The 26,298-nt window shown below is 69.4% G+C and carries 31 protein-coding genes; 23 read left to right on the forward strand and 8 right to left on the reverse strand.

Annotated elements, in window-relative coordinates:
- The first annotated feature begins 2 nt into the window (after positions 1-2).
- The 3 genes from ACOAMO_RS10315 to ACOAMO_RS10325 are packed head-to-tail and all read left to right on the forward strand — an operon-like array spanning position 3 to position 2,550.
- Complete coding sequence (locus ACOAMO_RS10315; protein WP_420174707.1) at positions 3-1,190, forward strand: thiolase family protein; 1,188 nt, start codon at positions 3-5, stop codon at positions 1,188-1,190.
- The gene (locus ACOAMO_RS10320) at positions 1,190-1,885 is read left to right on the forward strand and encodes a 3-oxoacid CoA-transferase subunit A (RefSeq protein ID WP_420174708.1); all 696 of its coding nucleotides are present in this window, start codon (positions 1,190-1,192) and stop codon (positions 1,883-1,885) included. Before ACOAMO_RS10315 ends, ACOAMO_RS10320 begins: the two co-directional genes overlap by 1 nt.
- Entirely contained in the window at positions 1,882-2,550 is a 669-nt protein-coding gene (locus ACOAMO_RS10325) for a CoA-transferase (protein ID WP_420174709.1), read from the forward strand. The genes ACOAMO_RS10320 and ACOAMO_RS10325 overlap by 4 nt, the downstream gene beginning before the upstream one ends.
- A gap of 10 nt (positions 2,551-2,560) precedes the next feature.
- Here ACOAMO_RS10325 and ACOAMO_RS10330 read toward each other — a convergent pair whose 3' ends face one another.
- Complete coding sequence (locus ACOAMO_RS10330) at positions 2,561-3,271, reverse strand: TIGR03089 family protein (protein WP_420174710.1); 711 nt, start codon at positions 3,269-3,271, stop codon at positions 2,561-2,563.
- Positions 3,272-3,403: 132 nt separating this feature from the next.
- Here ACOAMO_RS10330 and ACOAMO_RS10335 point away from each other — a divergent pair, with 132 nt between their 5' ends.
- The 3 genes from ACOAMO_RS10335 to ACOAMO_RS10345 all read left to right on the forward strand — a co-directional run bounded on the left by ACOAMO_RS10335 (position 3,404) and on the right by ACOAMO_RS10345 (position 5,784).
- Positions 3,404-4,483 (forward strand): mannose-1-phosphate guanylyltransferase, encoded by a 1,080-nt coding sequence (locus ACOAMO_RS10335; protein ID WP_420174711.1) that lies wholly within the window; start codon positions 3,404-3,406, stop codon positions 4,481-4,483.
- An 82-nt stretch (positions 4,484-4,565) separates the two neighbouring features.
- Entirely contained in the window at positions 4,566-5,369 is an 804-nt protein-coding gene (locus tag ACOAMO_RS10340) for a hypothetical protein (RefSeq protein ID WP_420174712.1), read from the forward strand.
- A gap of 160 nt (positions 5,370-5,529) precedes the next feature.
- Positions 5,530-5,784 carry a WhiB family transcriptional regulator gene (locus tag ACOAMO_RS10345; protein ID WP_420174713.1) on the forward strand — a complete coding sequence of 85 codons (255 nt, stop codon included), beginning with the start codon at positions 5,530-5,532 and terminating at the stop codon, positions 5,782-5,784.
- Position 5,785: 1 nt separating this feature from the next.
- Here the strand turns inward: ACOAMO_RS10345 and ACOAMO_RS10350 are convergent, their stop codons facing one another.
- Positions 5,786-6,220, reverse strand: coding sequence for a metallopeptidase family protein (locus tag ACOAMO_RS10350; protein WP_420174714.1), 435 nt, complete (start codon positions 6,218-6,220; stop codon positions 5,786-5,788).
- 83 nt (positions 6,221-6,303) lie between these two features.
- Between ACOAMO_RS10350 and ACOAMO_RS10355 the strand changes: the two genes are divergently transcribed.
- Genes ACOAMO_RS10355 through ACOAMO_RS10375 form a run of 5 tightly spaced genes read left to right on the forward strand, consistent with a single transcriptional unit; the run spans position 6,304 to position 9,796 of the window.
- Complete coding sequence (locus tag ACOAMO_RS10355) at positions 6,304-6,729, forward strand: DUF3499 domain-containing protein (RefSeq protein ID WP_420174715.1); 426 nt, start codon at positions 6,304-6,306, stop codon at positions 6,727-6,729.
- A 54-nt stretch (positions 6,730-6,783) separates the two neighbouring features.
- Positions 6,784-6,978 (forward strand): Trm112 family protein, encoded by a 195-nt coding sequence (locus ACOAMO_RS10360; protein WP_420174716.1) that lies wholly within the window; start codon positions 6,784-6,786, stop codon positions 6,976-6,978.
- 4 nt (positions 6,979-6,982) lie between these two features.
- Positions 6,983-8,014 (forward strand): SIS domain-containing protein, encoded by a 1,032-nt coding sequence (locus ACOAMO_RS10365; protein WP_420174717.1) that lies wholly within the window; start codon positions 6,983-6,985, stop codon positions 8,012-8,014.
- On the forward strand, positions 8,011-8,436 hold the full coding sequence (gene aroQ, locus ACOAMO_RS10370; RefSeq protein ID WP_420174718.1) for a type II 3-dehydroquinate dehydratase: 426 nt from the start codon (positions 8,011-8,013) through the stop codon (positions 8,434-8,436). Before ACOAMO_RS10365 ends, aroQ begins: the two co-directional genes overlap by 4 nt.
- A 49-nt stretch (positions 8,437-8,485) precedes the next feature.
- Positions 8,486-9,796, forward strand: a complete 1,311-nt coding sequence (locus ACOAMO_RS10375) for a peptidase C39 family protein (protein WP_420174719.1) — start codon at positions 8,486-8,488, stop codon at positions 9,794-9,796.
- A 3-nt stretch (positions 9,797-9,799) separates the two neighbouring features.
- Here ACOAMO_RS10375 and ACOAMO_RS10380 read toward each other — a convergent pair whose 3' ends face one another.
- A complete protein-coding gene (locus ACOAMO_RS10380; protein WP_420174720.1) occupies positions 9,800-10,063 on the reverse strand; it encodes a DUF3039 domain-containing protein in 264 nt (87 codons plus the stop codon).
- A 99-nt stretch (positions 10,064-10,162) separates the two neighbouring features.
- Here ACOAMO_RS10380 and ACOAMO_RS10385 point away from each other — a divergent pair, with 99 nt between their 5' ends.
- The 4 genes from ACOAMO_RS10385 to malQ are packed head-to-tail and all read left to right on the forward strand — an operon-like array spanning position 10,163 to position 15,212.
- Entirely contained in the window at positions 10,163-11,509 is a 1,347-nt protein-coding gene (locus ACOAMO_RS10385) for an MFS transporter (RefSeq protein WP_420174721.1), read from the forward strand.
- A 32-nt stretch (positions 11,510-11,541) separates the two neighbouring features.
- On the forward strand, positions 11,542-12,372 hold the full coding sequence (locus ACOAMO_RS10390; RefSeq protein WP_420174722.1) for an RDD family protein: 831 nt from the start codon (positions 11,542-11,544) through the stop codon (positions 12,370-12,372).
- Positions 12,369-13,016, forward strand: coding sequence for a DUF2510 domain-containing protein (locus ACOAMO_RS10395; RefSeq protein ID WP_420174723.1), 648 nt, complete (start codon positions 12,369-12,371; stop codon positions 13,014-13,016). The genes ACOAMO_RS10390 and ACOAMO_RS10395 overlap by 4 nt, the downstream gene beginning before the upstream one ends.
- A 48-nt stretch (positions 13,017-13,064) precedes the next feature.
- Positions 13,065-15,212: a 4-alpha-glucanotransferase gene (gene malQ / locus ACOAMO_RS10400; RefSeq protein ID WP_420174724.1), complete on the forward strand. Its 2,148-nt coding sequence runs from the start codon at positions 13,065-13,067 to the stop codon at positions 15,210-15,212.
- Positions 15,213-15,216: 4 nt separating this feature from the next.
- Here the strand turns inward: malQ and ACOAMO_RS10405 are convergent, their stop codons facing one another.
- The 4 genes from ACOAMO_RS10405 to ACOAMO_RS10420 form a co-directional block, all read right to left on the reverse strand.
- Positions 15,217-15,783 (reverse strand): isochorismatase family protein, encoded by a 567-nt coding sequence (locus ACOAMO_RS10405; protein ID WP_420174725.1) that lies wholly within the window; start codon positions 15,781-15,783, stop codon positions 15,217-15,219.
- Between the two features lie 14 nt (positions 15,784-15,797).
- Positions 15,798-17,222 carry a nicotinate phosphoribosyltransferase gene (locus ACOAMO_RS10410; protein ID WP_420174726.1) on the reverse strand — a complete coding sequence of 475 codons (1,425 nt, stop codon included), beginning with the start codon at positions 17,220-17,222 and terminating at the stop codon, positions 15,798-15,800.
- A gap of 105 nt (positions 17,223-17,327) precedes the next feature.
- A complete protein-coding gene (locus ACOAMO_RS10415; protein ID WP_420174727.1) occupies positions 17,328-18,047 on the reverse strand; it encodes a hypothetical protein in 720 nt (239 codons plus the stop codon).
- A 1-nt stretch (position 18,048) separates the two neighbouring features.
- A complete protein-coding gene (locus ACOAMO_RS10420; RefSeq protein WP_420174728.1) occupies positions 18,049-18,405 on the reverse strand; it encodes a PadR family transcriptional regulator in 357 nt (118 codons plus the stop codon).
- A 107-nt stretch (positions 18,406-18,512) separates the two neighbouring features.
- Here ACOAMO_RS10420 and clpS point away from each other — a divergent pair, with 107 nt between their 5' ends.
- The 6 genes from clpS to ACOAMO_RS10450 all read left to right on the forward strand — a co-directional run bounded on the left by clpS (position 18,513) and on the right by ACOAMO_RS10450 (position 23,588).
- On the forward strand, positions 18,513-18,821 hold the full coding sequence (gene clpS, locus ACOAMO_RS10425; protein ID WP_420174729.1) for an ATP-dependent Clp protease adapter ClpS: 309 nt from the start codon (positions 18,513-18,515) through the stop codon (positions 18,819-18,821).
- 5 nt (positions 18,822-18,826) lie between these two features.
- Complete coding sequence (locus tag ACOAMO_RS10430) at positions 18,827-19,420, forward strand: DUF2017 domain-containing protein (protein WP_420174730.1); 594 nt, start codon at positions 18,827-18,829, stop codon at positions 19,418-19,420.
- Positions 19,421-19,498: 78 nt separating this feature from the next.
- Positions 19,499-19,747: a FeoA family protein gene (locus ACOAMO_RS10435; RefSeq protein WP_420174731.1), complete on the forward strand. Its 249-nt coding sequence runs from the start codon at positions 19,499-19,501 to the stop codon at positions 19,745-19,747.
- The gene (feoB, locus tag ACOAMO_RS10440; RefSeq protein ID WP_420174732.1) at positions 19,747-21,768 is read left to right on the forward strand and encodes a ferrous iron transport protein B; all 2,022 of its coding nucleotides are present in this window, start codon (positions 19,747-19,749) and stop codon (positions 21,766-21,768) included. The genes ACOAMO_RS10435 and feoB overlap by 1 nt, the downstream gene beginning before the upstream one ends.
- Positions 21,765-22,058, forward strand: coding sequence for a FeoC-like transcriptional regulator (locus tag ACOAMO_RS10445; RefSeq protein ID WP_420174733.1), 294 nt, complete (start codon positions 21,765-21,767; stop codon positions 22,056-22,058). The genes feoB and ACOAMO_RS10445 overlap by 4 nt, the downstream gene beginning before the upstream one ends.
- Before the next feature lie 51 nt (positions 22,059-22,109).
- The gene (locus tag ACOAMO_RS10450; RefSeq protein ID WP_420174734.1) at positions 22,110-23,588 is read left to right on the forward strand and encodes a CHAD domain-containing protein; all 1,479 of its coding nucleotides are present in this window, start codon (positions 22,110-22,112) and stop codon (positions 23,586-23,588) included.
- Positions 23,589-23,592: 4 nt separating this feature from the next.
- Here ACOAMO_RS10450 and ACOAMO_RS10455 read toward each other — a convergent pair whose 3' ends face one another.
- Positions 23,593-24,012 carry a hypothetical protein gene (locus ACOAMO_RS10455; protein ID WP_420174735.1) on the reverse strand — a complete coding sequence of 140 codons (420 nt, stop codon included), beginning with the start codon at positions 24,010-24,012 and terminating at the stop codon, positions 23,593-23,595.
- A gap of 107 nt (positions 24,013-24,119) precedes the next feature.
- On the opposite strand from ACOAMO_RS10455, the gene murI reads away from it, so the two are divergent.
- Positions 24,120-24,935 carry a glutamate racemase gene (gene murI / locus ACOAMO_RS10460; protein ID WP_420177016.1) on the forward strand — a complete coding sequence of 272 codons (816 nt, stop codon included), beginning with the start codon at positions 24,120-24,122 and terminating at the stop codon, positions 24,933-24,935.
- 263 nt (positions 24,936-25,198) lie between these two features.
- Positions 25,199-26,287, forward strand: a complete 1,089-nt coding sequence (locus ACOAMO_RS10465) for an S-(hydroxymethyl)mycothiol dehydrogenase (RefSeq protein ID WP_420174736.1) — start codon at positions 25,199-25,201, stop codon at positions 26,285-26,287.
- Positions 26,288-26,298 lie beyond the last annotated feature (11 nt).

The following is a 26,298-nucleotide window of genomic DNA, read 5'->3' on the forward strand; positions in this document are numbered from 1 at the left end:
ACATGACCTCCTACGTGTACTCCGCGGTGCGAACCCGGTTCGGCAAGTTCAACGGTGCCCTTGCCGGCATTCGCCCCGACGACCTGACCGCCACCGTGATGAAGGCCCTCCTCGAGGCGCACCCGGGGCTGGACCCCGCCCGGATCGACGACATCGTCTGGGGCAATGCCAATGGTGCTGGCGAGGAGAACCGCAATGTGGGCCGCATGGGCGCCCTGTTGGCCGGGCTGCCCACCAGCGTTGCCGGCACCACCGTCAACCGGTTGTGCGGCTCCAGCCTGGACGCCGTGATCATCGGCTCCCGCGCCATCGAGTCCGGCGATGCCGACGTGATCCTCACCGGCGGTGTCGAGTCCATGACCCGCGCCCCCTGGGTGCTGCCCAAGCCGGATCGCGCCTTCCCGGCCCGCGACGTGACCGCCGTGTCCACCACGCTGGGCTGGCGTCTGGTCAACAAGAACATGCCCAAGGAGTGGACCGTCTCGCTCGGTGAGGCGAACGAGCAGCTGCAGGCCGAGTTCGGTATCTCGCGCGAGCGTCAGGACGAGTTCGCGGCCCGGTCGCACGCCCTGGCGCAGCAGGCCTGGGAGGAGGGCTTCTATGACGACCTGGTCTGCGAGGTCCCCGAGGTCGAGCTGGAGCGCGACGAGTCGATCCGGCCCGGCTCCACGCCGGAGAAGCTGGCCGCCCTGAAGCCGGCCTTCCGCCCCGACGGCAGCATCACCGCGGGCAACGCCTCGCCCCTCAACGACGGCGCCAGCGCCGTGATGCTCGGCTCGGAGCAGGCCGCAGACCTGCTCGGCGCCCAGCCGCTGGCCCGGATCGCCGGTCGGGCCGCCCATGCCCTGGACCCGCACCGCTTCGGTTTCGCCCCCGTCGAGGCCGCCAACAAGGCACTCGAGAGGGCCGGCATCGACTGGGGCCAGGTGGGCGCCGTCGAGCTGAACGAGGCCTTCGCGGTGCAGTCGCTGGCCTGCGTCGACGCCTGGGGCATCGATCCGGAGATCGTCAACGCCAAGGGCGGTGCCATCAGCATCGGGCACCCGCTGGGGGCCTCCGGTGGCCGCCTGATCGGCACGCTCGCCAAGCGCATGAAGACCGAGGGCGTCCGGTGGGGCGTGGCAGGAATCTGCATCGGGGTCGGGCAGGGCCTGGCCGTGGTGCTCGAGAACGAGGAGGGCAAGAACTGATGGCGATGACACAGATCCTGGAGACGACCGACGAGGCCGTCGCTGGCGTGCAGGACGGCGACACCGTCCTGGTGGGTGGTTTCGGCTTGGCCGGGATGCCCTTCGACCTGATCGACGCGCTGATCCGGCAGGGGGCCAAGGACCTCACCATCGTGGCCAACAATGCCGGCAACGGCGAGGTCGGCCTGGCCGCGCTGCTCAAGGCTGGCCGCGTGCGCAAGGTGATCTGCTCCTTCCCGCGCCAGAGCGACTCCTATGTCTTCGACGAGCTCTACCTGGCCGGCAAGATCGAGCTCGAGGTGGTGCCGCAGGGCAACCTGGCCGAGCGGATGCGTGCCGCCGGTGCCGGCATCGGCGCCTTCTACTGCCCCACGGCGGTGGGCACCCCGCTGGCCGAGGGCAAGGAGACGCGCACCATCGACGGTCGTGACTACCTGCTGGAGTACCCGATCAAGGGTGACTGGGCGCTGATCTCGGCCGAGAAGGCAGACCGAATGGGCAACCTCGTCTACCGCAAGACGGCCCGCAACTTCGGGCCCGTGATGGCCACCGCCGCCAAGCAGACCATCGCTCAGGTGCACCACGTCGTCGAGACCGGCGAGCTGGACCCCGAGGCGGTCGTCACCCCGTCCATCTTCGTCGACCGCGTGGTGCGCGTCGACGCCCGTTCCTACACCGTGGAGGGTGCCCGATGAGCATCGAGAATCTTGACCGCGAGCCGCTGAGCAAGCCGGAGTTGGCCGCCCTGGTGGCCACCGCCATCAAGCCCGGATCCTTCGTGAACCTGGGAATCGGCCAGCCCACCACCGTGGCCGACCACATCTCGGCCGAGGCCGGCGTGGTGCTGCACACCGAGAACGGCATGCTGGGCATGGGCCCGGCCGCCGTCGGCGACCAGATCGACGCCGACCTGACCAATGCCGGCAAGGTGCCGGTCACCGAACTGCCGGGGGCCAGCTACTTCCACCACGCCGACTCCTTCGCCATGATGCGCGGCGGTCATCTGGACGTGTGCGTCCTGGGCGCCTACCAGGTGGCCTTCAACGGTGACCTGGCCAACTGGCACACCGGTCAGCCCGACGCCATCCCCGCCGTCGGCGGCGCGATGGACCTGGCGATCGGCGCCAAGGACGTCTACGTGATGATGTCGCTGTTCGGCCGTGACGGCAAGGCCAAGCTGGTGCCCTCGTGCACCTACCCGCTGACCGGCGTGGGCTGCGTCAGCCGGGTCTACACCAACCACGCGGTCTTCGAGGTGGGACGCCCCGACGGCACCGTGGGCGTGCTCGGCACCTGGGGAATCTCGCTCGACGAGCTGTCCTCGCGGCTGGGCACCGAGCTGGTGACCCTGGAGGGGTGAGCCCCCCGGGTCAGTCGGGCAGGTCGACGCGTTCCGAGTCGCGGATCTCGGCAAGGCGGGACTCGTCGGCCTCGCCCCTGACCACCACCAGCGAGCCGCCTCCGCGCAGCGCGCCGAGCAGTCCGTCGGCAAGGTCCTGCCACGGTTCCCCGCAGCCGCGCACCAGGGCACGACCGGTGATCGGCGCCACGGCATCCATCTCTTCCTGGCCGAACTTGGCCTCACCGTCGTCCAGCCAGATGGTCGGTGCGTCATTGCGCCAGTGCAGGTCTGGCTGGCCCAGGACCTCGGCAAAGTCGGTGACCCCGGCCACGGGGGTGGGCAGGCCCGCGCCCAGCGGATGGAGCGAGCAGGCCACCGTCTCCACGCCCGGGACCGGATTTGGCTGCTCCGGGCCGACGACGGCCAGGTCGACGCGGTCCAGGTCGTCGCGGGGCAGGGCCAGCACCCGCACCCCGCACTGCCAACTGGCCAGCGTCCACGTCAGCGCCACCCAGTGGTTGGGGTGGGTGAGCAGCAGCGGAAGGCCGATGTCGTCACCCTCGTCCAGGCCGATCGACCCGATGAGGTTGGCGGTCTTGTCCACCCAGTTGGCCAGGGTGCGGGCAGAGAATTCCACTCGCGAACCGTCGGCCAGGTCATAACAGGTCAGCAGGGGACGGGCGCCGTCACGCTGGACGCGATTCTCCAGGGCGAGGGCGGGGTCGAAGGCGCTGCTCATTGCGCCATCGTAGGGGCACAGGGCCGCCCTGCGCAGCCTGGAACACAGGAGGCGCAGCCCGGAGCAGCAGGCCACTGTGTGCATGCTGAGGGATTGGCACGGGCATTGGCCGGGTTCACTAGGCTCCTTGCCATGAGACATGTGGTGATCATGGCCGGAGGTTCGGGGACCCGGTTGTGGCCGCTCTCCCGCAAGGGCGAGCCCAAGCAACTTCTCGAACTGGTTGACGGAAAGAGCCTGCTGCGGCTGGCCTACGAACGCGTTGCGGGCATGGTTCCCGACGCGAACATCCTGGTGTGCTGCGGCGCGTCCTACACCGACGTGGTGGCTCGCCAACTGCCCGAGCTGCCCCAGGAGAACCTGCTGGGGGAGCCGGTGGGGCGCGATTCGCTCAATGCCGTGGCCTGGCCGGCTGCGGTGCTGGCCCGGCGCGACCCGCAGGCGGTGATGGCGGTGTTGACGGCAGACCAGATCATCACGCCCGTGGACGAGTTCACCCGCGCCCTCGAGTCCGCCTTCCAGGTCGCGGAGGCCGACGAGGCGGCCCTGGTGACCTTTGGCGTGGTCCCGGACAGCCCCCACACCGGGTACGGCTACCTCAAGCGTGGCGAGGCCCTGACGGACTTCCCCCAGGCCAGCGAGATCACCGAGTTCAAGGAGAAGCCGTCGCTGGAGGTGGCCGAGCAGTACCTGGCCAGCGGTCAGTACTGGTGGAATTCGGGCATGTTCGTCTGGCAGGTGGACACTGTGCTGGAGCAGCTGCGTCAGCTGATGCCGGCCACCCATGCCAGCGTCTTGGAGCTTGCCGAGCAGCCCGGGCGCCTGGGCGAGATCTACCCGCAGCTGGAGAAGACCTCGGTGGACTACGCCATCATGGAGCCGGTCAGCCAGGGCAAGGGCAGCGCCCACGTCGTCGCCGTGCCGCTCAACATCGAGTGGTATGACCTGGGTGGCTTCGCTGCCCTGGCCGAGCAGATTGCGCACGACGAGCACGGCAATGCCCGTGAGGGTGTCACGGTGGCGCTGGACAGCAGCAGGAACCTGCTGATCAACCGGGGTCGTCCCGGGACCGTCGTCGCGGTGGCCGGTCTGAGCGAGATGGTGGTGTGCGTCACCGAGCAGGCCATCCTGGTGGTGCCCCTCAGCCAGGCGCAGCGAGTCAAGGAACTCGTGGGACTGGTGGCACAGGAGGTGGGGCCGGAACTGGCCTGAGGGCCGACGCAACCCACCAGAGCCAGCAGCAGGGCCCCGCACCTCGTCCGTGACGACGGTGCGGGGCCCTACTCTTGGTGTCATGGCAGACAGTGTGAAGCGCTACCGCGAGAGCGCGGCCCGGCTGATGTTGGCAGTCAGTGTCATCTACATCGTCATCTCCTTGGTCCGTCTGGGATACCTACTGGTCAAGGGATCGACCTTCCCGCAGGCGGCACGTGACATCGGCGGCAGCTCGTTGAGCATCGTGATGGTGCTCGCCTGCGTCGGGGTGGGGCTGTGGGTGGTGCTGGCCAAGCCGGTGCGTCGGCAGGGTCTTGGCCTGGCCCGGGGGCTGGCCGTGGCGATTGGCATCGCGGCCCTGCTGCAACTGGTCCTCCTGGTCGCCGGGCTGGTCGGGGGCGCCGGTGGCATCTTCCTGGGGGCACTGGAGGTGCTGGGCGGCCTGCTGGAGATTGCCATCAAGTTGGGGGCGGCGCAGGTGCTGCTGCGAGCCGTCCGGGCCGCCTGGCCGACCGACGAGGCGGAGGCGCCCGCCGAAGTGGCGCCGGCCGGCGCCGAGGCGCAGTCCGAGGAGCCGGAGGCCGAGCCTGTCGTCGAGCAGCAGGCCAGCTGGAGCCCGGACCAGGCTGCCGGAGCGGTCTGGACGCGTGCCGGTGATGCCGCCACGGGAGCTGCCGCCAGCGGCTGGGGGCACCCCGGTGAGGGGTCGACCGGGTGGCAGGCACTGCCCGGTGGGTCCGAGGGGGCCCCGGAGGACGCCCCCCAGGCCCTTCCGAAGGGACCGTGGGCCACTGCCGCCGACCTTGCCGAGGGCGGCGCCGCCCCGGCAGCCGATGCCGAGGGGACGGTTGCCTGGGAGCCGGTTCGGCGTAACCCGCAGTGATCCCAAGAGCGTCACGTTCTTGTCACTTGGATCACACTTCTTGGCCATGTCAAATTTCCACACCGGCTTGACTCGAACCAATTACAGCCGTGTAATTGAGCACGGGGGCGCACGGATGTGCGACCCCTCTTGCTTTCTGGGCCGAAGGGACACGGGCGGAATGGAACTGCTGACACTGATCGCAGATGTCGAGGAAGGAATTCTCGGCTGGCAGGAGCGTGCTTTGTGCGCCCAGACCGATCCGGAGGCCTTCTTTCCCGAGAAGGGCGGCTCGACGCGCGAGGCCAAGAAGGTCTGTCAGACCTGCGAGGTGAAGGCGGAGTGTCTCGAATACGCCTTGGCCAATGACGAGCGTTTCGGGATCTGGGGTGGCCTGAGCGAGCGCGAGCGTCGCAAGCTGAAGCGTCGGGCCTGACTCACCACTCCTCGTCGAGGCTCGGGTCGATGTCGGTGACCTCCTGGGCGGTCAGTGCAGCCAGTTGCTCCACCAGGGTTCGGTGCACCAGGTCACGCAGGTCTGCCCGTGACTGGGCGCGATGCTCCAGGGGACGTCGGTAGAGCACGATGCGCGCGGCCTGTTGGCTGGTTGCCTCCACGCAGACGGCCAGCGGCACCCTGTCATCGCTCCAGAGCGTCGCCAGATAGGGAACCTCCTCGACGCCGATTCCCACCCCGTCCAGCCCGCCGGGATAGGTCTGGTCGATCCGGGAGACCGCGCTGGTGACGGCATGGGTGAAGAATTCCTGGCGTGAGGCCGTGCGGCGCAGTGGAACCTGGCGGCCCGTCAGCGGATTGGGAAGGGCCAACGGCCCGCGAACACCGCGGTCGTGGCGATCACGTCGACGAGGCATGGGCGCCACTGTAGTGCAGCCCCGCCCCCGGCCCGCGGAGCGGCGACTCGGCGTGTGGCGCCCGCACGCGATACCCTCGCTCGGTGGTCGACAGACGGTGTACCAAGACAGGCTGCCAGCACGCGGCGGTGGCGACGCTCACCTATGTCTACGCCGATTCCACCGCAGTGCTCGGCCCCTTGTCCCCGGAGCGCTTTCCCGGAACCTATGACCTGTGCCGGCGGCACTGCGACGAACTCTCGGCGCCCAAGGGCTGGGAGGTCGTGCGCCTGCCCGATGCCTCCGAGGCGGCCCCACCTGCCCGCGATGATGCCGACCTGATGGCGTTGGCCGATGCGGTCCGGGAAGTGGGCCTGCTGCCCGAGGAGGTCGACCATGCCGGACGGCCGGCCTCGGACCCACTGATGGGGGGAGAGGTCGTCGTGTTGGCCGAACGGCGCCATCTTCGGGTCATCGCAGACTCCGAGCGCAGGCAATCCTCCGCCGACCAGGCAGGCCCGGGGCAATAGACTGGACGAGGTGGCCCGACCCGCGGGGCACTGTGATGCAACTCAGGAGATCCGATGCCCGAACAGCTGGAACTGTCGCCGACCTTCCTGGAGATCGCGGCCTGCCCCGCCTGTCACAGCAAGTTCGCCGTGGACTATGACCGGCATGAGCTGCAGTGCACGAATTCCGCCTGTGCCCTCGCCTTCCCGGTGCGTGACGGGATCCCGGTGATGCTGATCGACGAGGCCCGACGTCCCGAGGGTCGTTGAGGCCATGACGGTCCGATTCGACGAGTCGTTGCTCGACGATCCCCAGGCGCTGCTGGCCATCGATGAACGACTGCGTCGGCTCGCCTCGGCCGGCGCCAGGGTGCGCGTCGTCGGAGATGCCGCCCGCCCGGCGCGGGCCAGTGGGAGCGAGCTGGAGCGCCCCCGTGGCGTGCTGGCGCTGGGGGCGGAGGCGCGCCTGGTGCGCGCCATGCTGGAGCCGGTGTGCCCAGTGCCCTTCGTGGCCTGGCAGCTCGACGGGCTGCCAGGCTGGGTGGGCCCCCTCGACCTGGTGGTGGTCCTGGCCAGCCAGGGGTCCGATCCGGCACTGCTGGGGGCGGTGGACGAGGCCGTGCGTCGCGGGGCCCAGATCATCGTCGCCGCCAGCCCGGACTCGCCCTTGGTGGAGCGTGCCGGCTCGCGCAGCACACTGGTGCTGCCCACCAGCCACGACGATCCGTTGGCCGCGGTGGTGGTGACCCTGGAGGTGCTGCACGAACTGGGGCTGGGGCCCAGCGTGGCCCACGAGAGGGTGGCGGACCGCGCCGACCTGGTGGCCGAACAGTGCTCCCCGCACCGCGACCTGGCCCAGAATCCCGCCAAGGAACTGGCCCTGGCGCTGGGGGATGCCCAGCCCCTGGTGTGGGGCGGATCGGTGCTTGCGGCCCGCGCCTCGCGACGCATCGCCGAGGCGCTCAGGGAAGCCTCGGGACGGCCCGCGCTGGCTGCCGACGCCGCGGCGCTGCTGCCCGTGTTGGAGGCCTGCGCGCCGGCCGACCCCTTCCGCGACCCCTTTGACGAGGACGGCGGTGAACTGCCGTGCGTCCTGGTGGTGGTGGACGACGGCAGCCAGGACGAGTGGGCGCGTCGCCAGCGCGGTGAATTGATGGCGGTGGCGCAGCGCCAGGGAGTCCGGGTGTGCGAGCTCTCGGTCGACTCGCCGCAGGAGTCGGGCGAGCTGGATCGTTACGTGGAACTGGTGCAGCGCGGGCGGTTCGCGGCCTGCTACCTGGAGCTTGGACTGAAGGGGCGCGCATGAGGGTTCTGGTGCTCAACGGGGTCAATCTGGGGCGCCTGGGCAAGCGTCAGCCCGAGGTCTACGGCGCCACCACCCACGAGCAGTTGGCGCAGCGGCTGGTGGTGATCGGGCAGGATCTTGGCCTGCAGGTGGAGGTGCGCCAGACCGATTCCGAGGCAGAGATGGTGGGCTGGCTGCACGAGGCGGCCGATCGCGAGGTGCCGGTGGTGTTGAACCCGGCGGCGTGGACCCACTACTCGATCGCCCTGGCCGATGCCGTGGTGCAGGTGCCCAGGGTCGTGGAGGTGCACATCAGCAATGTGCACGCGCGCGAGGGCTTTCGGCGTCACAGCGTGATCAGCCCCTACGCGGAGGGTGTCATTGCAGGCCTCGGCCTGGGTGGTTACGAGCTGGCCCTGCGCCACCTGGCCGTCACGAGCTGACCTCGGTCGGCTGTGGCAAATATGACGATCGACATGATTGACTCTGCGCATGGCCGACTCCTCCTGGACTCCCTCACAGCTCACCCGACGTTCCCTGCTTGGTGCCGCCCCTGCAGCGGTGCTGGGCGCCTCCTTGTTCTCCTCCGACCTGCTCGTCTCCCAGGCGCATGCGGCGGGCACCCGTGACTCACGCCTGCAGCGCTGGAGCGGGGCCGGCTGGAGCGCCGGAACCCACGACGGCACCCGGGTCTCCAGCCAGGGCCTCTACCTGAGTGCCGCACGTCGCACGGCCAGCTACCGTGACACCCATGCCGGCCGGACCCAGACCCACGGCATCGCCACCTGGACCGGCCCGGTGGTGGCCACCGGGGTGGCGGCAAGCGAGCTGATTCCCTCCTGGAACTGCTCCACCCAGCCCGGCAGTGCGGTGCGGGTGCTCCTGCGGGCCCGTACCAGCGCGGGCACCTGGTCGCGGTGGTTCGTGCTCGGCCTGTGGGGATCATCCAGCGCCAGCGCCGTCTCGCCCACCCGCACCACCTATGCCGGCCAGTCCGACACCGTCGCCCGCGTCGCCACCGACACTCTGGTGGCCCGCAGCGGAAGCTTCAGCCACTACCAGACCCGTCTGGAATTGACGCGAACCTCCGGCACCACCGCGATGCCCATCGTCCAGCAGCTGGCCGTGGTGGCCTCCACCAGCAGGCCGACCACCACGCCGGTCAGCCCGGTCGGGGTGGCGCGGGGCCGCAGCCTGACGGTGCCGGCCTACAGCCAGATGCTGCACGTGGGGCACTACCCGGCCTGGAATGGCGGGGGAGAGGCGTGGTGCTCACCCACGAGCACGGCCATGGTGCTGGACTACTGGAAGGCCGGTGCCACCGGCGCTGCGCTTGACTGGGTGCGCCCGCAGCCCCACGTCGATCCGCAGGTGGAGCAGGTGGTGCGCGGGGTGTGGGACGCCGGATTCCGCGGCACCGGCAACTGGGCCTTCAACGTGGCCTATGCCTCGGCTCGGGGCCTGCAGGGCTTCGTGACCCGTCTGCGCTCGCTGAACGAGGCCGAACGCTTCATCGCGGCCGGCATCCCGCTCATCATCTCGGCCAGCTTCAGCAGCACCCAGTTGACGGGTGCTGGCTACGGCACCAACGGGCACCTGATGGTGATTCGTGGCTTCGACGCCAACGGCCACGTGCTGGTCAACGACCCGGCCTCGGGCATGAAGGCCAGCAACTCCCTGGTGCCGCGCACCTACAACCGCGCCCAGTTCGAGTCCGCCTGGGGTCGAAGCGGCGGCACCACCTACGTGATCCACCCGCGGGGGCACGCCCTGCCGAGCCGCCCCACGGGGGCGGCCTGGTGAGGCTCAGGCGTCAGGATCGTCCTTGCCGCCGCCCTTGAGGGATTCCCAGATCTCCTTGCATTCCGGGCAGACCGGGAACTTCTCGGGATTGCGGCTGGGAACCCAGACCTTGCCACACAGGGCCACCACCGGGGTGCCCATCACCATCGCCTCGGTGAGCTTTGCCTTGGGGACGTAGTGGCTGAACCGTTCCTGGCCGCCCGCCTCCATGTCCTGGGTGCGCTCGTCGATGACCGTCTGCGAACCGGGTGCCAGCTGTTGACTCATGTCGGCAATTCTAGGCAGGCAATGGCCTGGCACCAGTGCTTGGACGTTCGCCCGTGGGGCAATTCGCCTGCCGGCCCGAACGGATGGTGGGATGAGCGGGTGGAAGGACGGCGAGCGCTACTGGTGGGCCTGTTGGCCGGGGTGCTGTGCGTGGCCTTCGAGACCGTCGCGGTGGCCACGGCCATGCCCGCCGCCGCGCAACAGCTGGGGCAGGTGCACCTCTATGCTTGGACCTTCACGCTGTTCGTCCTGGGCATGATCTTCTCGACCGCGGTGGCCGGCCGGATGAGCGACCGGCTGGGGCCGGTCAAGCCACTCGCGCTGGGAGGCGCACTCTTCCTCCTGGGCCTGGTCCTGGCGGGGGCGGCCACGAGCATGCCCCTGCTGGTGGCGGCCCGCTTCCTACAGGGGCTCGGCGGTGGCGCACTCAACCTGTGCCTGATGGTGGTGATCGCGACGGCCTTCGAGGAAGCCGAACGCGCGTCGATCATGACCTGGTTCAGCGTGTGTTGGGTGATGCCGGCCTTCCTGGGGCCGCCCGTCGCGGCCGCCATCACCCACCGTTTCGGTTGGCACTGGGTCTTCTGGGGCCTGGTCCCCGCGCTGCTGGGCGCGGCGGTGCTGGCGGCGCGCCCCTTGGCCGGCCTGGCCCGCAAACCCGTCGACGCCCAGCCGGACACGGATCCGGTGCCGCTGTGGGCAGCCCTGGTGGCCGCACTGGCCGTGGCCGGGCTCCAGCTGGCCGGCCACTGGATGGGCTGGCGCGGGGGCGTCCTGGCGCTGGCCAGCCTGGCCGCGCTGGTGGGGGCGGTGCCGCGCCTGATGCCCCCGGGCTTCCTGCGGATGGGGGCCGGGCTGTCCGCGGTGGTGTGGACCCGGGCCTGCCAGGCAGGCGCCTTCTTCGGGGCCGAGACCTTCCTCCCGCTCAGCCTGGTACAGCTGCGGGGACTGTCACTGTTCCACGCAGGCTTGGCCCTCACCATCGGATCGGTGGGGTGGACGGTCGGCTCCTGGGTACAGGCGCGCCCCTGGCTGCGACTGCGACGAGACCAGATCATCGGGCTCGGGATGGCGTGCACCCTGGTGGGGCTGGTGGGCATCGCGGTGGGTACCTTCCATCCCGACGGCACCCTGGCGGTCGCCGCGCTCGGATGGACCATCGCAGGCTTCGGGATGGGGCTGTCGGTGGCGAGCAGTTCGCTGGCGGTCATGGCGCTGTCGAGCCGCGCGCGACTGGGGCGCAATACCTCGTCACTGCAGACCGCCGAGGGACTGGGCAATTCCTTGGTGGCGGGACTGGCGGGCACGATCTTCCACACGCTGGCCACCCGGGGCTCCGACGAGCAGACCTTCGGATGGATCTTCGCCGCGGCTGCCGTGGTCATGGTGCTCGGCATGGTGGCCGCCGTCAGGATCGGGCCGGTACGCAATGTGAATGCGCAATGACCACCCCTTGCCTGCCATGAGATATTGGGATCGTGACTTCGACAAATCCGCCGATGGACTGGTACCCCGACCCCGCTGACCCCACGCGCGAGCGCTACTGGGACGGTGAGCGCTGGACGCACAACACGCGTGCCGCACAGCAGGCGCCGCTGGCCCCGACCCAGCCCGTGGCGGATCCGTGGAGCGCCCAGGACGGTCCGGCCCAGCCCGGACAAGCAGACTATGGTCCCTACCAGGGCGCTGCGCCGCAGCAGGGCAACCCCTACCAGGCCAATCCCTATGCCACTGGCCCGTACTCGCAGTACGACGCCGGTGGGGCCGGCAAGCAGACCCACACCGCCGACGGCGTGCCGCTGGCCAGCTGGGGCAGCCGCGTCATCGCCTACCTGCTGGACGGCCTGATCCTGGGCGCCCTCACCATCCTCTTGGGCTGGAACTTCTGGCAGCGCGCCTACCAGGGCTACATGGACTTCGTCGACGACATGATGGCCCAGGCCTCCGGCGGGGGCACCATGCCGCCGCCCGACGTCGCCACCCTGGAGAAGTACGACATCATGGGCCCGATGTATGCGCTGCAGGCGATCTCGCTGGTGGTGATGCTGGGTTACCTGGTGCTGTGCTGGAAGTTCATGGGCGCCACCCTTGGGCAGCGTCTGATGGGACTGCGCGTGGTCCCCGTCGATCGCGGCCAGGCGCCTCGCCCGCTGGGATGGGGCGCGACGCTGGTGCGCGCCCTGGTCTTCAGCTTCAGCGGTCTGCTGTGGTTCGTGCAGCTGATCAGCTTCGTGATGCCGCTGTTCACCCGTCGCCGTCAGACCCTGCATGACATGGCCGCCCGCACCCAGGTGGTCAAGGGCCGGTGACCCAGCCCGTCGCCGGCTGGTACCCAGACCCCCTGGGAGCCGCGCCGCTGCGTTGGTGGGACGGGAGTGCCTGGAGTGGCCACGTCACCACACCACTCCGCACCCGCCTGGCCCACTGGATCGAGCGGGTGCGCGCCTACCTGTTGGACGCGATGCCGTTGTGGCTCGTCTCGCTGGTGCTCTTCGACAGTTGGCACCAGCCCTTCCTCAACGAACTGGTGGGGATCCTGCGGGTCTCGTACATGACCCAGGGCGGCCAACTGCCCGGTCTGCAGGACTGGTGGAGTTACGGGCTGGTGCAGATGTGGTTCATCACCGCGCTGCCCGGCGTGGGGCTGCGGGTCTGCTACGACGTGATCACGATGGTCTGGAAGGGCGGAACCCTCGGAAAGCTCAACGGCCAGCTGCGGGTGGCGCCCCAGGGCGTGTGGCAGGATCCCACCCGCTGGAGCCCCGATCACGGTTTGCCGTGGCAGCGTGCCCTGGTGCGCAGTCTGGTGCACCGACTGCTGGCGATCACCGGCATCGGTTTCCTGGTCTGCGTGCTGTGGCCGCTGGCCGATCCGGCTCGACGCAGCTTGGCTGATCTGCTGGCCGGCACACAGGTTGTCTCTGTGGGCGATACAGCCCACTGGGCCAGCTAGGCTGTTCGCGATCCCTCTACCAACGTCGACGAATCGGGAACCCCCACGATGGCCTTGAACGATCCGCTGCTCGCCGAACTCGCCGACCATTTCGGCATCGCCTCGGAATTCTGGGACTGGAAGGGTCGTGAGACCCAGATCAGTGACGAGACCGTGATCGCGGTGTTGAAGGCGCTCGAGATCGACGCCTCGACCCCCGAGAAGGCCCAGGCGGCGGTGGAGGAGCTGCGCCTGCGCCCCTGGCGCCGCAAGCTGCCCGCCTGCGTCGTGCTCGAGCAGGGCCAGCCCGGCTGGGTCAACGTCCACGTCAATTCCGGTGCCGATGCCCACCTCTACGTTCGGTTGGAGAACGGGGAGCACCGCGAGACCTGGCAGGCCACCAATGACGCCCCCGATCGTGAGATCGACGGCGCCTGGATCGGCGAGGCCACCTTCCAGCTGCCAGCAGACCTTCCCCTGGGCTACCACCGCCTGGTCCTGCGCAGCCAGGACGTCGAGGTGGAGTCCAGCCTGATCATCACCCCGAGCTTCCTCGGGCTCCCGGCGAGCATGAATGATCGACGCATCTGGGGCTACGCGACGCAGCTGTACAGCGTGCGCTCCCGCGAGTCCTGGGGGGTGGGTGACCTGACCGACCTGGCGGACCTGTCGGTGTGGTCTGCCACCCAGCAGTTCGCCGGTTACGTCTTGGTGAATCCGCTGCACGCCGCCCAGCCCCAGCCGCCCTTGGAGCCGTCGCCCTACCTGCCCACCAGCCGGATGTACGTCAACCCGCTCTACATCCGTCCCGAGGCGATCCAGGAGTACGCGACGCTGGGCGAGTCCGAGCGCAAGAAGATCGCCAAGCTGCGCAAGAAGCTGGGCAAGGTGCTCGACGGCGTCGACGAGATCCGACGCAATGACTCCTGGACGGCCAAGGCCGCGGCGCTGGAGATCATCTTCGCCGCGGGCCGCAAGCCCGCACGCGAGATGGCCTTCAATGACTTCGTGCGCCGGGAGGGACGCCAGCTGCGCGACTTCGCCACCTGGTGTGCCCTCTACGAGGTGCACGGATCTGACTGGCGCACCTGGCCCGCCGAGCTGCAACGACCCACCTCTCCCGAGGTGGCCGAGTTCTACCGCCAGAACCAGACCCGGATCAGGTTCTACAAGTGGCTGCAGTGGGTTGCCGAGACCCAGCTGTCCGACACCCAGCAGGCGGCGCGCGATGCGGGCATGCCGATCGGCATCGTCAGCGACCTGGCCGTCGGCGTGAACGCCTCCGGCGCCGAGACGTGGATGCTCTCCGACGTCTTCGCGCAGGGCTGCACCGTGGGCGCCCCGCCGGATGCCTACAGCCAGTTGGGCCAGGACTGGGGGCAGCCCCCGTGGCGACCCGACCGGCTGGCCGAGCTGGGCTATGCCCCCTTCCGTCAGATGGTGCAGGGTGTGTTGCGCCACGCCGGCGGGGTGCGCGTGGACCACATCATCGGCCTCTTCCGGCTCTGGTGGGTTCCCGAGGGGAAGACCGCCAAGGACGGCACCTATGTTCGCTACGACCATGACGCCCTGATCGGGATCCTCGCGCTGGAGGCCCACCGCGCCCAGGCCCTGGTGATCGGCGAGGATCTGGGCACCGTGCAGCCCTGGGTGCGCGAGTACCTGAGCCGTCGCGGCATCCTGGGCACCTCGGTGATGTGGTTCGAGCAGGACGAGAACGGCCCCACCCCGCCCGAGAACTGGCGCGAGTACGCCATGAGCTCGGTCACCACGCATGACCTGCCGCCCACCACCGGCTACCTGGCCGGCGACCACATCCGGCTGCGCGACCAGCTGGGGATGCTCACCGAGAGCCTGGAGGACGAGCTGGCGGGCGGTCGTGCCGAACAGCAGGCGATGCTGGAGGCGCTGCGCAACCACGGGGCCCTCTCGCAGGAGGACTTCGAGACCCGCGACGTCGAACAGATCGTGCTGGCCATGCACCGCATGCTCACTTGGACCCCGTCGAAGGTGCTCAATGCCGCGCTGGTGGACGCGGTGGGGGATCGCCGCACCCAGAACCAGCCCGGCACCATCGACGAATACCCCAACTGGCGCGTCCCGCTGTCGGCACCCGACGGCAGCCCCATGCTGCTGGAGGACGTCTTCACCAGCGAGCGCGCCAGCCGGCTCGCCGCCGTGATGAACGGCTACAGCCAGCTGCCCGAGAAGCGCTGACCCTTCAGCGGATCCGGACGTCGTTCTCCGCGAACTCGTCGCGCACGCGCTGCAGGTTGCCGGGATCCACTGCGGCGGTGAGTTCGCCGATCACGGTGGTGGTGAAGCCCTCGGCGGCGGCGTCCAGGGCGGTGGCGCGGACGCAGTGGTCGGTGGCGATGCCGACCACGTCCACATGGCTCACCTTGTGCCGCACCAGCCAGTCGACCAGGGTCTCGCCGTCCTCGTGACCGCCGATGCTGCCCTCGAAGGCCGAGTAGGCGGCGCTGTAGGAGCCCTTGTCGAAGACCGCATCGAAGTCGAAGTCGGCGAGCGCGGGGTGGAAGTCCTGGCCCGGGGTGCCCACCACGCAGTGCGGGGGCCAGGAGTCGACGAAGTCGGGGGTGCTGCTGAAGTGCGCGCCGGGATCGATGTGGTGGTCACGGCTGGCGACCACGCAGCCGTAGCCACCTCGTTCGTCCGAGAGCAGCTCTGCCACCTTGCGTGCCACGGCCTGGCCACCGTCCACGCCCAGGGCACCTCCCTCGCAGAAGTCGTTCTGGACGTCGACGACGATCAGTGCGGTGAACATGGTGCGCCTTTCGCTCAGATGTTGCGGGGGATCACCGAGTGCAGGTAGGGGTTGTAGGCCTCGTCGCCCTCGGAATTCAGGATGATCGTGGGGATGGAGGGCTCGCCGCGGCTCACGCGCAGGGCCGCGACGGGAAGCTCGGCCCGGGACTTCTCGTGGCGTTCACGCGCGGCCTCGATGGGCTCACGTCCCACCACCTCGCCGTCCTGGACCAGCGGGACCATCAGCTGGCGATCATTGTGGTCTCCGGTGGGCGGGGTGCCGATGCCGACGATCTCGGCCTCGGCGACGCCGCGTTCGTCGAAGCGCCGCATCGCGAACTTGCGCCCGCCCACGGTGTTCTTGTTGGCCGACTTCTTGGCAACCGGGTAGAGCTGCGCGTCGGCGGCATCGCTGTCTCCGCGGGCCACGAGCTTGTAGACGAAGCCACAGGTGGGGTGACCCGATCCGGTCACCACGCTGGTGCCCACACCGAAGCCGTCGACCGGCGCACCGCGCAGCGCGGCGATCTGCCACTCGTCCAGATCGCTGGTGACGATGATCTTGGTCTCGGTGGCGCCCAGGTCGTCGAGCAGGTCACGCATCTGGCGGGCGACGATGGCGTGGTCGCCGGAGTCCAGACGAATGGCCCCCAGCCGCCCCTCGGTGAGCCTCACCCCGGTGCGGACGGCCTCCTCCAGGTCATAGGTGTCCACCAGCAGCGTGGTCTCCTCGCCCAAGGCGGCGAGCTGTGCCTTGAAGGCCTCCTCCTCACTGTCGTGCAGCAAGGTGAAGGAATGCGCGGCGGTACCGCCGGTGGGCACCCCCCACCGCTTGCCGGCCTCCAGGTTGGAGCTGGAGGCGAAGCCGGCCACGTAGGCGGCCCGGGCGGCGGCGACGGCGGCCTGCTCCTGGGCGCGACGCGAGCCCATCTCGATGCAGGGCCGCCCCTCGGCCATCGCGGTCATCCGGCTGGCGGCCGAGGCGATCGCGGAGTCGTGGTTGTAGATGCTCAGCAGCAGGGTCTCCAGCACGCAGGCCTCGGCGAAGCTGCCCTCGACGCGCAGCAGGGGAGCGCCGGGGAAGTACATCTCTCCCTCGGGATAACCCCACATGTTGCCGGTGAAGCGGTAGTCGCGAAGCCAGGTGGCCAATTCCTCGTTGACCACGTCCTTCTCCAGGAGCCAGTCGACGGTCTCGTCGTCGAAGGTGAACTCCTCCAGCGCGTCGAGCATGCGCCCGACGCCGGCCACGACGCCATAGCGGCGGCCCTCGGGGAGTCGGCGCGGGAAGAGCTCGAAGATGCTGCGCCGGAAGGCGGTGTCCGCGCGCATGGCGGCCCGGATCATGGTCAGCTCGTAGTGGTCGGTGAGCAGCGCGGTGGTCATGAAAACGACCCTATTGGACGATCGAGCCCGGCAACAGCTTCTCCCTGTGGTCAGTTCGACGTGTGCAGTCATCCGCGCACGCGGTACTTCCCGTGGCACGCGTTGCATCGCGTGCAGATGGCAGCTCGACGTGCGCGGATGACTGCGCACGTCGGAGCGACCGCCCATTGCTCCTGGTCAGCGGGCGAACCAGAGCGGGATGGCGCTGAGGAGCCCCAGACCGACGGCGCTGATCACGAAGATCCAGCTGGCGGCACGGGCGATCGCGGGATTCATCGGTCGTCGGGTGCGTGGGTCGATGATCAGGTCTTGCTCGGTGTCGATCGTGTGGCGCATCCTCATCACGGAGGCCGCAAGCGCCACGAGGCAGACGACCGCCGCGAGCCACAGCGGCACGCGGAAGGCGGTGACGTCGAGCAAGACCTGGGTCATCGTCAACAGTGTGATGCCGCCACCGAGGATCAGGGCGGCGTTGATCCACCGCTGCATGATGGCCCGCAGCACGCCCGGTACCCGCGCCAGCAGCACGACGACCACGGCCATCAGCGCCAGCGTGGCGATGTCGCCCCATTTCACGGCCACGGGCTCGTGGGTGAACAGGGCCAGCACGATGCCGGGCACCAGGTAGAGACCCACCAGGCCGATCGCGATGGGGGACATCAGGCACACCGACTGTGCGGGGGCGGTGTGGGCGATCTGGCCGGCCGGGAACTCCAGGGCGCGGGCGTACTCGCGTGGGTGCCCGAAGGCCTCGCTGGCGCTCTCGCCGGATTCGGCGCAGTGCGTCTCGACGGCCGCGACGGCGTCGCCGATGGCGGGGCCGCGCACATTGCGCAGCCGCAGCTCGATGATCATCTCGTCGAGCCACTGCTTGTCGGTGAGCTGCTTGGCGGTCATGTCAGGCCTCCGGGTTCTGGTGGGGCTGGTGGGGGTCGATGAAGTTGCTGGTGTGTTCGCAGAAGGCGCGCCACAGGGGAGCCTGCTCGGCATAGCGAGCCTGGCCCGCCTCACTGAGGCGGAAGTACTTGCGGCCGGGGCCACCGTCGCCCTCGCGCCACTCGGTCTCGACCAGGCCATTGGTCTCCAGGCGACTGAGCAGGGGATAGAGGGTGCCGCCCTTGATGTCGCCGAAACCGGCGTCGGCCAGGGCATTGGCGATGGCGTAGCCGTAGGTGGGCCCGTCGGACAGCACGCGCAACACCGCGAGGGTGAGGGTGCCGCGCAGCCACTCGCTGGGCCAAGGTTGGGTTGCCATGGCTCAATAGTGTCACTACTTAGTGACGCTGTCTAGTCTGTCTGACTAGTGGGGTTTGGCCGCGAGGAATCGCCCCGAAGGTTGCCGAGTGGGTAAGAATGGAGCCCATGAGCAACGAGCCCACCATCACGCCGTCGGGTGGCACGGCCGTCGTCGAACGCCCTGACGAGCAGGCTGCAGGGCAGCAGCCGTGGGTGACCCTGGTCTGGGACGACCCGGTGAACCTGATGAGCTACGTCACCCACGTGTTCACCAGCTACTTCGGCTTCAGCAAGGAGAAGGCCGAACAGCTGATGCTGCAGGTGCACAACGAGGGCAAGTGCGTCGTCTCCAGCGGCGGCCGCGAGCAGATGGAACGCGACGTGAATGCCATGCACGACTACGGGTTGTGGGCCACCTTGGAGCGGGCCGAATGAGGGGCGTGGAGCCAGAGGAGGGCCACCTGGCCATCCACTTCGACCGCGACGAGCCGGGCGTGCTGGCCAGCATGGTCGACCAGTTGGCCGAACTGCTCGACCAGCAGGACACGCCCGTCGAGCAGATCGGGCCGCCGGCGGTGGCCGAGGATCCCTTCGCCCAGTGGGAGGCCGAGTTCAGCCAGGGCGCCGGCCCGACCATCGACGACCCGGATGCCCCCGAACTCGACATGGCCGATCCCGTGGTGCGGCGGCTCTTCCCCGACGCCTACCCCGACGATCCCGCTGCCTCGCACGACTTTCGTCGCTTCACCCAGGCGCGGCAACGAGGCCAGAAGGTGGCCGATGCGCAACGCGTCGTCGCCGACCTGCAGGCCACGGGGCGCAATGGGGTCTGCCTGGTGCCCCGAGACCATGTGGGGGCCTGGCTCAAGACGCTCACCAATGTCCGGCTGGCCCTGGCCGCGCGGTTGGACATCACCGACGAGGTGAGCGCCGACCAGGTGGCCCAGCTGCCCCAGGACGACCCGCGCTCCTGGATGCATGACCTGTACCAGTGGACCGGGTGGGTTCAGGAGTGCCTGATCGAAGCCCTGTGACGGGGCCTGGGTGTGGGATTGCTCTCAAAGCAGACGGTGGTGCTTAGGCTTGCCTAAGCCGAGCGTACGATGCTGCGCATGGACCAACAGACCACCCTTTCGGCGGCACCCCTGGGGTGTCAGCTGACCCTGGTGCGGGCAGAGGGCAGCCCAGAGCTGTGCCGCCGTCTTGCCGCCCTCGGACTGCGCCGCGGCGCCCAACTGCTGCTGGTGCACCGCACCAGCGGCGGCGGACGCGTCGTCAGCGTCGCGGGTTCGCGCATTGCCCTGGACCGTTCGATGCTGGCCCGCCTGTTCGTGGAACCCACGGCTGAGGTGCTGGGCTGATGAGCATCGACGAGGATTCCCCGGCCCTGCTGCAGATCGGCACCCGACGGCCGGTGATGACGGCCAAGGCCTGCTGCGAGGAGGCCCCCGGCAATGGTGCCGGTGCCGGCGCCCCGGTGGTCGCCCTGGTGGGCGCCCCCAATGTGGGCAAGTCAACGCTGTTCAACGCGCTCACCGGATCCCGGGTCACCATGGGCAACTGGCCCGGCACCACCGTCAGCGTCTCCCGCGGCACCTGGCGCACCGCGCACGACGGTCGCTCCATCGACATGACCCTGATCGATCTGCCCGGTGCCTACTCGCTGGATCCGATCAGCCCCGACGAGGCCCTCACCCGTGAGCTGCTGGTGGACGGCCCCGCCGACGAACGCCCCGATGTCACCGTCGTGCTGGCCGACGCGGCCCACCTGGCGCGCAGCCTGTACATCGTCGCCCAGCTGCGGGAACGGGCCATGAAGGTGGTGGTCGCACTCAGCATGCTCGACGTGGCCCGGCACCGCGGCGTCGACGTGGACACCTTCGCCCTGTCGGCCGAATTGGGCTGCCCGGTGGTGGCCCTGGACCCGCGCCGACGCCAGGGCGCCGAGACGCTGGTCGTCGCGGTGCACGACGCCCTGGATGCGCCCACCCCCGAGCCCCGAGGCCTGCGCTTCACGCCCGAGGCCGACCTTGCCGTGCTCGACGCAGACCTGGTGCGTGAGGACGAGCGCTTCAGCTTCATCGACCACGCCGTGGGCACCGGGACGCGTGACTCGGCCGAGGCGCGGGCCTCCCTGAGCGACAAGGTGGATCGTTGGGTGACGGCCCCGGTGATCGGTCCGCTGATCTTCATGGCCGTGATGTGGGCCGTCTTCCAGGTGACCACCACCGTCGCCGCTCCGCTGCAGGACGGCCTCGACGCGCTCTTCGTCGGCCCGATCAGCGACGGCGCGCGCACACTGCTGGCCGCCATCGGGCTGGGCGGCGGTTGGGTGGAGGGCCTGCTGGTGGACGGGCTGGTGGCCGGCGTCGGCATGCTGCTCACCTTCGCCCCGCTGATGGCGCTGATGTTCCTGCTGCTGGCACTGCTGGAGGACTCCGGCTACATGGCGCGCGCGGCGGTGGTCACCGACCGGATGATGCGTTCCCTGGGACTGCCCGGCCGTGCCTTCCTGCCGCTGGTGGTGGGCTTCGGCTGCAATGTGCCGGCCATCGCGGCCACCCGGATCCTGCCGCAGGTGCGGCAACGCATCCTGGTGAGCCTGTTGGTGCCCTTCACCAGCTGCACCGCCCGGCTGACGGTCTACGTGCTGGTGGCCACCACCTTCTTCGGCCGTTGGGCCGGCACCGTCGTCTTTGCGATGTACCTGGTCAGCATCCTCATGGTGGTGGGGGTCGGTCTGCTGCTGCGCAAGACCTTGTGGCGCACCATGGGCGCCGACCCGCTGGTGCTCGACCTGCCGCCCTACCAGGTGCCCACCGCACGGTTGACCGCCAGCGTCACCTGGGTGCGGCTCAAGGGATTCCTGCAGACCGCCTCGGGCATCATCGTGGCCACGGTCGTGGTGGTCTGGGCACTGCAGTCGCTGCCGGCCAGCCAGGCCCACTCCTTCGGCGAGGTGCCGGTCGAGGAATCGGTCTACGGCGTCGCGGCGCAGGCCGTCACGCCCGTCTTCGAACCGACCGGCTTCGCCCAGTGGCAGACCACCTCGGCCCTGGTGGTGGGTTTCGTCGCCAAGGAGGCCGTCATCTCGTCCTGGGCCCAGACCTACGCCGTCGACGAACCCGAGGAGGGTGCAGATCCGGGCACGCTGGGGGAGCGGATCATCGCCGACTTCGAGAAGAGTTCCGACGGCCATCCACTGCCCGCGGTGATCGCCTTCCTGGTCTTCCTGCTGGCCTACACCCCCTGCGTGGCGACGCTGGCGGCGCAGAAACGAGAGATCGGACTGCGCTGGACGCTCTTCGGGATCGCGCTGCAGCTGGCCGTGGCGTGGCTGGCAGCGGTGGCGGTCTTCCAGATCGGGCGGATGTTCTGGTGAGCGGGCCCCTCAGCGCGGTGCTGCAGGCCTTCGAGCAGGGTGCCTCGACGCTGGAGGAGATTGCCCAACGCACCGGCCTGGGGCGTGACGTGGTGCAGACCAGCGTCGACCACCTGCGACGCATGGGCCGCATCGAGGCGCGGGAGTTGGCCATGGGCTGCCCCAGCGGGGGCTGTGGGAGCTGTGCGTCGGGCACCGCCGACGGGGACGCGGGTTGCGGCTCGTCGGGGCCCTCCACACAGCGTCGCGGACCGGTGCTGGTGCAACTCAGTCTGCCGCGCACCGACTAGACTGGTCGGTCACCCACGATGGGGTGGTTGAGGCAGACAGGAGTGGGCACCATGGCCATGGAGATCGAACGCAAGTTCCGCCTTCCCGAGGGCATGCAGGAGCTGGGCGAGGGAGTGCTGCTGGGTGAAGGAGTCAGCCTGGGCGAGCGTCGTGAGATGTCCCTGCGGGCCACCTACTTCGACACCCCCGACCTGACGCTGGCCAGGGCTGGTGTCACCCTGCGACGCCGCACGGGTGGCTCCGATGCCGGATGGCACCTCAAGTTGCCCGCCGGCGGTGACGCCCGTCGCGAGGTGGGCCTGCCCCTGGAGGAGGGGCGCAGCGAGCTGCAGGTGCCCCAGGCCCTGCGCGACCGGGTGGTCGACGTGGTGGGACAGGCCCCGCTGGCACCGATCGCCCAGCTCGACACCGAGCGTGCCGAGACCAACCTGACCAATGCGGACGGCACGGTGCTGGCCCTGCTGTGCGAGGACGCCGTGACGGTACGTCGAAGCGGCCAGACCCAGCAGTGGCGTGAGCTCGAGGTGGAGCTTGCCGACGGCAACCCGGCAGACCTGGAGACCATCTCGACGGCCCTGGCGGAGGCCGGTGCCCAGCCCCAACCCCAGGTCTCCAAGCTGGTGCAGGCCTTGGGCGACCTGTTGGCGGAGCGAGACGACAGCCCGCTCACCGCCGCCGAGGTGGTGGGCGCCTACATCGCCGCGCAGGTGGGCGTGGTGCAGGCGCGGGAGCAGGCGGTGCGCCAGGACGCCCCCGACGCGGTGCACAAGATGCGCGTGGCCACGCGTCGGCTGCGCAGCACGCTGCGGACCTTCAAGGCGCTGATGGACAGCGAGCGCACCGAAACGCTGCTGGACCAGATCAAGTGGCTGGCCGACATGCTGGGCGGGCCGCGCGACGCCGAGGTGTTGAAGGCCCGCCTGACCGGGGCCCTGGCCGACGTGCCGCAGGCCGCGGTGGTGGGCCCGGTGTCCGAACGGCTGGCCCACGAGCTGGACACCCGGCACGCCCAGGCCCATGCCAGCCTGGTGCAGGCGCTCGACTCGCCGCAGTACGTCGCGCTGATGGACGACCTGGTGCGTCTGGTGAGCGAACCTGCCTTCACCGAGGAGGCAGCCCAGCCGGCCACGCGCGCGCTGCGTCGGCCGCTGCGCAAGGCGGGCCGCAAGGTGACCCGGCTGTGGGAGCAGGCGGAGCTCGCCGAAGGCGAGGAGCAGGCCGAGCTGGCCCACGAGACCCGCAAGAAGGCCAAGGCCTGCCGTTATGCGTGGGAGGCGGTCGCTCCGGCCTATGCGCAGGGCAAGCGGGCGGCCGCGGCGTGGGAGGAGGTCACCGAGAGCCTCGGCACGGCCCAGGACACCGCGGTGGCGCGGGAACGCCTGCTGGAGCTGGCCGAGTTGGCGCAGCAGGCGGGGGAGCCCACCTTCACCTATGGCGTGCTGTACGCACTCGAACTGGCCCACCAGGACGATGCGCACTCCGAGGCCGACCAGGCCGTGTGGAGTGCGGCCAAGATCTCCAAGCTGTGACCGCTCAGCCGAGCTTGATCGCACTGCCGTCGTGGTTGACGAAGCGACGCTTGCCCAGCGGCCTGGCCAGGGTGAAGTCGTAGCGCTTCTCGAGCCCAATGGCCTTCGTGCCGCCCTTGCGGGGCGTCCTGGTGGTCACGTCGACGGTGAGCTTGACCTGGTCGACACCCTCCTCGATGAGGTGGTGGGCCTGCTGGAAGTCTTGGCCCACCGCGTACAGCATCGTGAAGCTCACCGGGTCGCTGCCCGGGATCACCCGTTCGACCAACTCCCGTCGCGTCTGGGTGCCCGCCCCGCAACCGCTCATGCTGCTCGCCCCGAAGGCCCCCGCCAGCAGCGCCAGGCTGCGGCGGGCCAGCGGACGTTGGGTGGCCAGGCGATACAGCGCCACACTGCCTCGGGAGAAGGGGGCTTGCTGGGGCATGGTCTCTCCTGTGCTGGCCGGTGGCGACGTGGCCGTGTCGGGGCCTGCGACCGTCGGACGTGGTTGGGTTCTATCATGGCTCGGGTTGAAAGGACGTGCGACCAGTGATCCCCTTTGAGTCCGAGATCGGCAGCGATGCACCGATCGGAATCTTCGACTCCGGCTTCGGAGGCCTGACGGTGGCCCGTGCCATCGTCGACCAGTTGCCGAACGAGGACGTGGTCTACCTGGGCGACACGGCCCGCACCCCCTACGGCCCGCGGCCGATCGCCGAGGTGCGCGCCTATGCCATCGAGTGCATGGATCGCCTGGTGACCCACGGTGTCAAGGCCCTGGTGATCGCCTGCAATTCGGCCTCCTCGGCGGCCCTGCGCGATGCCCGGGAACGCTACGACGTGCCCATCATCGAGGTGGTGCTGCCGGCAGCGCGACGCGCCGTGGCCGCCACCCGCAACAACAAGGTGGGCGTCATCTGCACCGAGGCCACCGCCAATTCGCGTTCCTACAACGACGCGATGGCCGTGGCCCCTCACGTCGAACTGACCACCCAGGCCTGCCCCCGCTTCGTGGAATTCGTCGAGGCGGGCATCACCGGCGGCGACGAGCTGCTCTCGGCGGCTCGTGAATACCTGGAGCCGATCCAGCGCGCCGGCTGCGACACCCTGATCCTGGGCTGCACGCACTACCCGCTGCTGCAGGGCGTGATCAGCTATGTGCTGGGCGACAGGGTCACCCTGGTGAGCTCGTCCACCGAGTGCGCCAAGGCCGCCTATGCCGCGCTGCAGCGTCGCGAGCTGCTGCACCACAACCCCCGCGAGGCGCAGCGACTCTTCCTGACCACCGGTTCGGGCGACGACTTCGAGGGCGTCGGCAGCCGCCTGATGGGCGGATTCGTGGAGGACGTGCAGCACATCGCCCTGTGAGTGGCACGATGGAGGCAGACACATCCATCGAGGCGAGGAGAATGCCATGTGCGTGAAGGTCACCTGCGACAAGTGCAACAAGCCCACCTGGCAGGGATGCGGGGAGCACATCGAGGAAGCCCTGAAGGACGTCAAGCCCGAGGACCGCTGCACCTGCCCCCGCTGACACCTCTGAGCGGCCCAGCCACCCGACGCGGTGACTGGGCTGTTCGCATGTCACCCACCAGACACACCACCCGCCACCACCAGGAGGAACCGTCCCCATGTCCCAGACCGTCAAGGCAGTCATCTCCCGCTCGAAGGACGCCGCCGTCGAGCTCGTCGACATCGTCGTGCCCGATCCCGGCCCGGGCGAGGCCGTGGTCAAGGTGCAGGCCTGCGGCGTCTGCCACACCGACCTGCACTACAAGCAGGGTGGCATCAACGACGACTTCCCCTTCCTGCTGGGCCATGAGGCCGCCGGCATCGTCGAGGCCGTCGGCGAGGACGTCACCAATGTGAAGCCCGGTGACTACGTGGTGCTCAACTGGCGCGCCGTCTGCGGCCAGTGCCGGGCCTGCCTCAAGGGCGAGCCCTGGTACTGCTTCGACACCGCCAATGCCACCCAGAAGATGACGCTGACCGACGGCACCGAGCTGACGCCCGCCCTGGGCATCGGCGCCTTCGCCGAGAAGACCCTGGTGGCCGCCGGGCAGTGCACCATCGTCAACGAGAAGGCCGAACCCGCCGTGGCCGGCCTGCTCGGGTGCGGTGTGATGGCCGGTCTGGGCGCGGCACTCAACACGGGTGAGGTCAAGCGCGGCGAGTCCGTGGCCGTCATCGGTCTGGGCGGTGTCGGCATGGCCTCGGTGGCGGGTGCGAAGCTCGCCGGGGCGACCACGATCGTCGCCATCGACCGTGACGAGCGCAAGCTGGAGACCGCCCGCACGCTGGGCGCCACCCACACCGTGCACTCCACCGACGACACCGTCGTGCAGCAGGTCAAGGACATCTGCGACGGCAACGGTGCCGACGTGGTGGTGGACGCCGTGGGCCGTCCCGAGACCTTCCAGCAGGCCTTCGAGGCTCGTGACCTGGCCGGCCGCGTGGTGCTGGTGGGCGTGCCGACCCCCGACATGGTCTGGGAGACCCCGCTGATCGAGATCTTCAGCCGCGGCGGTGCCATCAAGAGCTCCTGGTACGGCGACTGCCTGCCCAGCCGCGACTTCCCGATGCTGGTGGATCTCTACCTGCAGGGCCGCCTGCCGCTGGACGCTTTCGTCACCGAGAAGATCGGCCTGGATCAGGTGGAGGAGGCCTTTGGCAAGATGGCCCAGGGCGACGTGCTGCGCAGCGTCGTCGCCATCGACTGACCCAGCATCAC

The sequence above is a fragment of the Luteococcus struthionis genome (assembly GCF_048595755.1).
GTDB lineage: Bacteria > Actinomycetota > Actinomycetes > Propionibacteriales > Propionibacteriaceae > Luteococcus.

What these genes read in the sequence shown, in the direction of transcription:
- ACOAMO_RS10345 (WP_420174713.1), top strand. Translation starts at nt 5,530, where the DNA reads ATGGAACTGCTGACACTGATCGCAGATGTCGAGGAAGGAATTCTCGGC.
- ACOAMO_RS10335 (WP_420174711.1), top strand. Translation starts at nt 3,404, where the DNA reads ATGAGACATGTGGTGATCATGGCCGGAGGTTCGGGGACCCGGTTGTGG.
- ACOAMO_RS10410 (WP_420174726.1), bottom strand. Translation starts at nt 17,222, where the DNA reads ATGACTGCACACGTCGAACTGACCACAGGGAGAAGCTGTTGCCGGGCT.
- ACOAMO_RS10320 (WP_420174708.1), top strand. Translation starts at nt 1,190, where the DNA reads ATGGCGATGACACAGATCCTGGAGACGACCGACGAGGCCGTCGCTGGC.
- ACOAMO_RS10415 (WP_420174727.1), bottom strand. Translation starts at nt 18,047, where the DNA reads ATGACCGCCAAGCAGCTCACCGACAAGCAGTGGCTCGACGAGATGATC.
- ACOAMO_RS10315 (WP_420174707.1), top strand. Translation starts at nt 3, where the DNA reads ATGACCTCCTACGTGTACTCCGCGGTGCGAACCCGGTTCGGCAAGTTC.
- ACOAMO_RS10365 (WP_420174717.1), top strand. Translation starts at nt 6,983, where the DNA reads ATGACGGTCCGATTCGACGAGTCGTTGCTCGACGATCCCCAGGCGCTG.
- ACOAMO_RS10330 (WP_420174710.1), bottom strand. Translation starts at nt 3,271, where the DNA reads ATGAGCAGCGCCTTCGACCCCGCCCTCGCCCTGGAGAATCGCGTCCAG.
- ACOAMO_RS10455 (WP_420174735.1), bottom strand. Translation starts at nt 24,012, where the DNA reads ATGCCCCAGCAAGCCCCCTTCTCCCGAGGCAGTGTGGCGCTGTATCGC.
- ACOAMO_RS10360 (WP_420174716.1), top strand. Translation starts at nt 6,784, where the DNA reads ATGCCCGAACAGCTGGAACTGTCGCCGACCTTCCTGGAGATCGCGGCC.
- ACOAMO_RS10325 (WP_420174709.1), top strand. Translation starts at nt 1,882, where the DNA reads ATGAGCATCGAGAATCTTGACCGCGAGCCGCTGAGCAAGCCGGAGTTG.
- ACOAMO_RS10405 (WP_420174725.1), bottom strand. Translation starts at nt 15,783, where the DNA reads ATGTTCACCGCACTGATCGTCGTCGACGTCCAGAACGACTTCTGCGAG.
- ACOAMO_RS10435 (WP_420174731.1), top strand. Translation starts at nt 19,499, where the DNA reads ATGGACCAACAGACCACCCTTTCGGCGGCACCCCTGGGGTGTCAGCTG.
- feoB (WP_420174732.1), top strand. Translation starts at nt 19,747, where the DNA reads ATGAGCATCGACGAGGATTCCCCGGCCCTGCTGCAGATCGGCACCCGA.
- ACOAMO_RS10420 (WP_420174728.1), bottom strand. Translation starts at nt 18,405, where the DNA reads ATGGCAACCCAACCTTGGCCCAGCGAGTGGCTGCGCGGCACCCTCACC.
- ACOAMO_RS10465 (WP_420174736.1), top strand. Translation starts at nt 25,199, where the DNA reads ATGTCCCAGACCGTCAAGGCAGTCATCTCCCGCTCGAAGGACGCCGCC.
- ACOAMO_RS10375 (WP_420174719.1), top strand. Translation starts at nt 8,486, where the DNA reads ATGGCCGACTCCTCCTGGACTCCCTCACAGCTCACCCGACGTTCCCTG.
- ACOAMO_RS10350 (WP_420174714.1), bottom strand. Translation starts at nt 6,220, where the DNA reads ATGCCTCGTCGACGTGATCGCCACGACCGCGGTGTTCGCGGGCCGTTG.
- aroQ (WP_420174718.1), top strand. Translation starts at nt 8,011, where the DNA reads ATGAGGGTTCTGGTGCTCAACGGGGTCAATCTGGGGCGCCTGGGCAAG.
- ACOAMO_RS10340 (WP_420174712.1), top strand. Translation starts at nt 4,566, where the DNA reads ATGGCAGACAGTGTGAAGCGCTACCGCGAGAGCGCGGCCCGGCTGATG.
- clpS (WP_420174729.1), top strand. Translation starts at nt 18,513, where the DNA reads ATGAGCAACGAGCCCACCATCACGCCGTCGGGTGGCACGGCCGTCGTC.
- ACOAMO_RS10450 (WP_420174734.1), top strand. Translation starts at nt 22,110, where the DNA reads ATGGCCATGGAGATCGAACGCAAGTTCCGCCTTCCCGAGGGCATGCAG.
- malQ (WP_420174724.1), top strand. Translation starts at nt 13,065, where the DNA reads ATGGCCTTGAACGATCCGCTGCTCGCCGAACTCGCCGACCATTTCGGC.
- ACOAMO_RS10380 (WP_420174720.1), bottom strand. Translation starts at nt 10,063, where the DNA reads ATGAGTCAACAGCTGGCACCCGGTTCGCAGACGGTCATCGACGAGCGC.